Genomic DNA, 3,616 nt, shown 5'->3' with positions numbered 1-3,616 from the left:
AATTGAATATCGCTATTGAATATAACGGAAAACAACATTATGAAGAAATTTCATTTTTTGGTGGTTTAGAAAGTTTAGAACAAAATAAATTAAGAGATTCTGAAAAATATAGAAAATGTTTAGAAAACAATTGTCAAATTTTTATTGTTCGCTATGATGAAGATTTATATGCAAGACTTTCAGAAATATTAAGAGAAATAAAAAACCTCATCTAAGTGATGAGGTTCTACTTTTTGTAATTCCAAACATTAAGTAATTTGACATCAATTACTTATATTTGTTAAATAAATATTCAATAAATTCCTTTTGTGGTACTATCTTAAATTCATTATTAATTATTAATGTAATTGAATCTGAATGCGAGCCATTGAATTTTGTTGAAGCTTTATAATAAAAATCAACTAAGTAACCATACAAATATTTATCGTTTCTTGTTCTCTTATTATTTTTTAAATTACTTAGAATCGAATTATATGTTTTGATTGAATCAAGATACTCATTTATTTCATATTCAATTTCGTTTTTTTCAGATTCAGAATAATTAATTTTCAACTTATCTCTCCCTACCTTTTTTATAGTAATTAATGAGTTTGATTCATTTATTTTACTTTCTAATATATTATTAAGTAATTTAATTTCCGTACTATCATTTAAGTTTTGATATTTAATAACTTTAATAGTATCAATAATTATAGAATCTTTTTCATCAGTAGGAATCATTTGATTGAATTTGTATTCAATATATTCTTTTCCAATTAACTCTAATTTTGAGTTTATATCCGACTCATTCTTGCAAGAAAATATAGATAGTAAAAGAGCTAAAACATAAATATATTTCATAACCTTAATCGTTATTAATTAAACGTTGTTTAGCTTGTTTAAACTCATCTTCTGTTAATAATCCTTTCTCTTTCAATGAAATTAATTTTTCAATTTCATCAGCAATACTAATTGTATTATTTTCAGATTTCTCAGCTAATAATCGAGTTTGTTCTTTTTGGTTTTCTAACATTTCATCATCAATTCTTTGTTGCGTTAAACTTTTAGAAAATAATGTTATGAATAATGCTATTACTGGAGATAAAATTATTGAAAGTAAGAATGAACCCCAAAATCCTATTTTTCTATCACTACCTAATGTCCCAACTAATACACTAAAAGTAATCCACGCTATAATTATAACTGGTTCCATAAATTAAAACCTTACTTCATATTGATAATTCGCATCACTTTTATCTTTGTAATACAAGTAAAAAGCATCTTCAGTAAAATAAGCAACTCTAAACTTAATCTCTTTCTTATCTAAATATCCCAAAATATAGATACCTGAATTTTCTTTTAAAATTTCATTTATCGTAAACGTTTTTTTAGCTTTGATTTCTGAATACTCCATACTACTTGTACCTAATCTGTATTCTTTCACAACATCAAAAGTCATTTTATCAGATAGCTTAGATTTAAAAGCATTAAAATCTAAAACAGAGTTTGAATAGGCAACACCAGTTAAAATAGTTTCAGTTGTACTACCTGCTTGCCAATACCCTCCCATTTTATTACCTTCTGTATTTTGATGAGCTAAATAAACAACATTTGCTCCCATCATAGCTGCTTGAATTTTAATCTTTGAATAAGCTCTATTTCTTACCTTTTCCATACTCGAAAAAGTACTTCCTCCCTTAGCTTTTGCACCTATATCTGCAAGTTTGAATAATCCTTTAACTTCTGATTCTACATTTGAAATTGTTACTTTTTCAAAATCTTGAATTGAGTTTACTTTATTAAATGCTGAACCTTCATTAAAAAGCTGAACTCGACCACTTTTAAGAACTATTTTTTGAATTGTATTTTTATAAGAAGTATTAACTAAATCTTCATTAGGGTAAGTATATTTTACTGCATCTTCTGTAATTTCTTTGACATTTACAGCCAATCTTTCATTGTTAGAATAAATTGTATCTAATTGACAATATGAAGTTGTGCTAATTAATAAAGTTGATAAAAGTAAAAGTTTGTTTTTCATAAAGTAAAATTCTAAATATTAGTAATCTACGAAATTAATAAAAAATCAATAATCTATATTATGGAAAACCGTAATTTAAAATTATTCTTTTCTGTTAGTCCCTTCTGTAAAACAGATGTTTATTTCATTTTCTGTTTGTAATGGCTCTTCTCCACTTCCTAAATGAATTATATTAATCTTAGGAGATTCAATTGGATTTACTTGATTAATTTCAGTAGATTTTAGCTGAGGTATTACGAATTTAGATAATTGTAGTAATGCGTTGATTCTATCTTTAGGAGAAAGCTCTTTTAAATCATCAGAAATGGTTTCAAGATTATCAGTAAGCAATTGATTAAATTTTTCTCTAATATCAGATGTTACTTTGTTCTCAACACCTTTTTTTCTTCCTCCAGTTTTAAATCCGTTAGCCATTATCTAAATATCTCTACTTTAGATAAAGTTACGAAATATTAAATTGCTTATATTTAACAAGAAATATCAGAAAGAATCTACTAAAAATATTTTCTGATATATGTTGATTATTGTTCTGTTTTAATCAATTTTGTACCCTATTTGTACCTTTTAATTTTAAAATCTTATTATTAGATACTTTTCATTTTTTGTATCGGAAAGTAAATTTTAAAAATATAAAATATTGATTATTAAATACATAATCAATTAATAAGCGATATTCTTTATAAGTTTATCGCTTTTTTATTACGCATTATTCATCGTTATCTGTCGTTGTTTGCCTTTATATATTTACTAATTAATGTACGATGTTGGATTCGAACTAAAAAGGTAAGAAATTCGGTTACTATAGTACTAAAATGACCAAAGTTGATAAGAATTGACCACAACTGATAAGGTTTTTCTGCGGTACTATTTTTTGTAGTAACTGAAATAAAAAGTAAAATGAGTTTGATTAGAATCAATAGAAAATGTAAAGAATGTAACGAAGATTTTATAGCAAAAACTATTTCGTCTGTTTACTGTTCTAAAAAATGCTATAAAAGAGAATACAATAGAACTAAAAAATCTGAACAAATTAAATCTCCTAAAATCAAAATAGTTCCGACTATTGAAGAAATTTCGACTAAAAGTTATTTAACTATTAAAGAAGCTGCTCTAATCTATCCTATTTCTGAAACGACTATTCGTAGAGCAATTAAGAAAGATTTAATTAAAGCAATTAGAATTGGAAATAAATATGTTATCTCTAAAATACTATTAGAAGAATCTTTAAATGTGTAGAACACTCCGAAAATCTGTTCAACATACTTTTTAATTCAATCGTAATGATTAGAATTTGATAAGATTTTATCTTTTTGACTATTTTCAAATTGAAATCAATTCAACTCAACTTTTAAAGTAAAATTATTTATCGACTAAATTTTAAAAGAATTTGATTTTAGACTGTTGTATTGATTTAAAAACTTCTTATTTGAAATTGTATTCAAACTTTAAATAAATATGTAGAACATTCCGAAAAACTATTCTACGTTAAATTAATAGTAGTTTTGATTATAAACTTTTTAATAATCAGAATTACTATTTTTTTATTTAAAAATTTCTTTCAAATTATTTTGAAAAACGAATAACTCCTATATATTA

Annotated in this window: 5 protein-coding genes and 1 pseudogene; 2 read left to right on the top strand and 4 right to left on the bottom strand. The window is 24.3% G+C overall.

The annotated features are described in order from the left end of the window. Nucleotides 1-215 (top strand): annotated as a pseudogene (locus tag N5D46_RS14560) (hypothetical protein); the annotation flags it as partial. Between the two features lie 52 nt (nucleotides 216-267). Here the strand turns inward: N5D46_RS14560 and N5D46_RS14555 are convergent. The 4 genes from N5D46_RS14555 to N5D46_RS14540 form a co-directional block, all read right to left on the bottom strand. Further along, nucleotides 268-840, bottom strand: coding sequence for a hypothetical protein (locus N5D46_RS14555; RefSeq protein WP_280050431.1), 573 nt, complete (start codon nucleotides 838-840; stop codon nucleotides 268-270). 4 nt (nucleotides 841-844) lie between these two features. Then, nucleotides 845-1,192, bottom strand: coding sequence for an SHOCT domain-containing protein (locus N5D46_RS14550; RefSeq protein ID WP_171622160.1), 348 nt, complete (start codon nucleotides 1,190-1,192; stop codon nucleotides 845-847). A gap of 3 nt (nucleotides 1,193-1,195) precedes the next feature. Then, nucleotides 1,196-2,020: a hypothetical protein gene (locus tag N5D46_RS14545; RefSeq protein WP_280050430.1), complete on the bottom strand. Its 825-nt coding sequence runs from the start codon at nucleotides 2,018-2,020 to the stop codon at nucleotides 1,196-1,198. A gap of 81 nt (nucleotides 2,021-2,101) precedes the next feature. Continuing rightward, nucleotides 2,102-2,434 carry a hypothetical protein gene (locus N5D46_RS14540; protein WP_125350794.1) on the bottom strand — a complete coding sequence of 111 codons (333 nt, stop codon included), beginning with the start codon at nucleotides 2,432-2,434 and terminating at the stop codon, nucleotides 2,102-2,104. 483 nt (nucleotides 2,435-2,917) lie between these two features. On the opposite strand from N5D46_RS14540, the gene N5D46_RS14535 reads away from it, so the two are divergent. Next, the gene (locus N5D46_RS14535; RefSeq protein ID WP_280050429.1) at nucleotides 2,918-3,256 is read left to right on the top strand and encodes a helix-turn-helix domain-containing protein; all 339 of its coding nucleotides are present in this window, start codon (nucleotides 2,918-2,920) and stop codon (nucleotides 3,254-3,256) included. Nucleotides 3,257-3,616 lie beyond the last annotated feature (360 nt).

The sequence above is a fragment of the Empedobacter sp. GD03865 genome (assembly GCF_029840775.1).
Taxonomy (GTDB): domain Bacteria; phylum Bacteroidota; class Bacteroidia; order Flavobacteriales; family Weeksellaceae; genus Empedobacter; species Empedobacter falsenii_B.
This window is presented reverse-complemented; position numbering and strand designations above follow the sequence as displayed.

Excerpts from the sequence above, each read along its gene's own strand:
- N5D46_RS14550 (WP_171622160.1), bottom strand. The coding sequence starts at position 1,192 with ATGGAACCAGTTATAATTATAGCGTGGATTACTTTTAGTGTATTAGTT.
- N5D46_RS14540 (WP_125350794.1), bottom strand. The coding sequence starts at position 2,434 with ATGGCTAACGGATTTAAAACTGGAGGAAGAAAAAAAGGTGTTGAGAAC.
- N5D46_RS14545 (WP_280050430.1), bottom strand. The coding sequence starts at position 2,020 with ATGAAAAACAAACTTTTACTTTTATCAACTTTATTAATTAGCACAACT.
- N5D46_RS14535 (WP_280050429.1), top strand. The coding sequence starts at position 2,918 with ATGAGTTTGATTAGAATCAATAGAAAATGTAAAGAATGTAACGAAGAT.
- N5D46_RS14555 (WP_280050431.1), bottom strand. The coding sequence starts at position 840 with ATGAAATATATTTATGTTTTAGCTCTTTTACTATCTATATTTTCTTGC.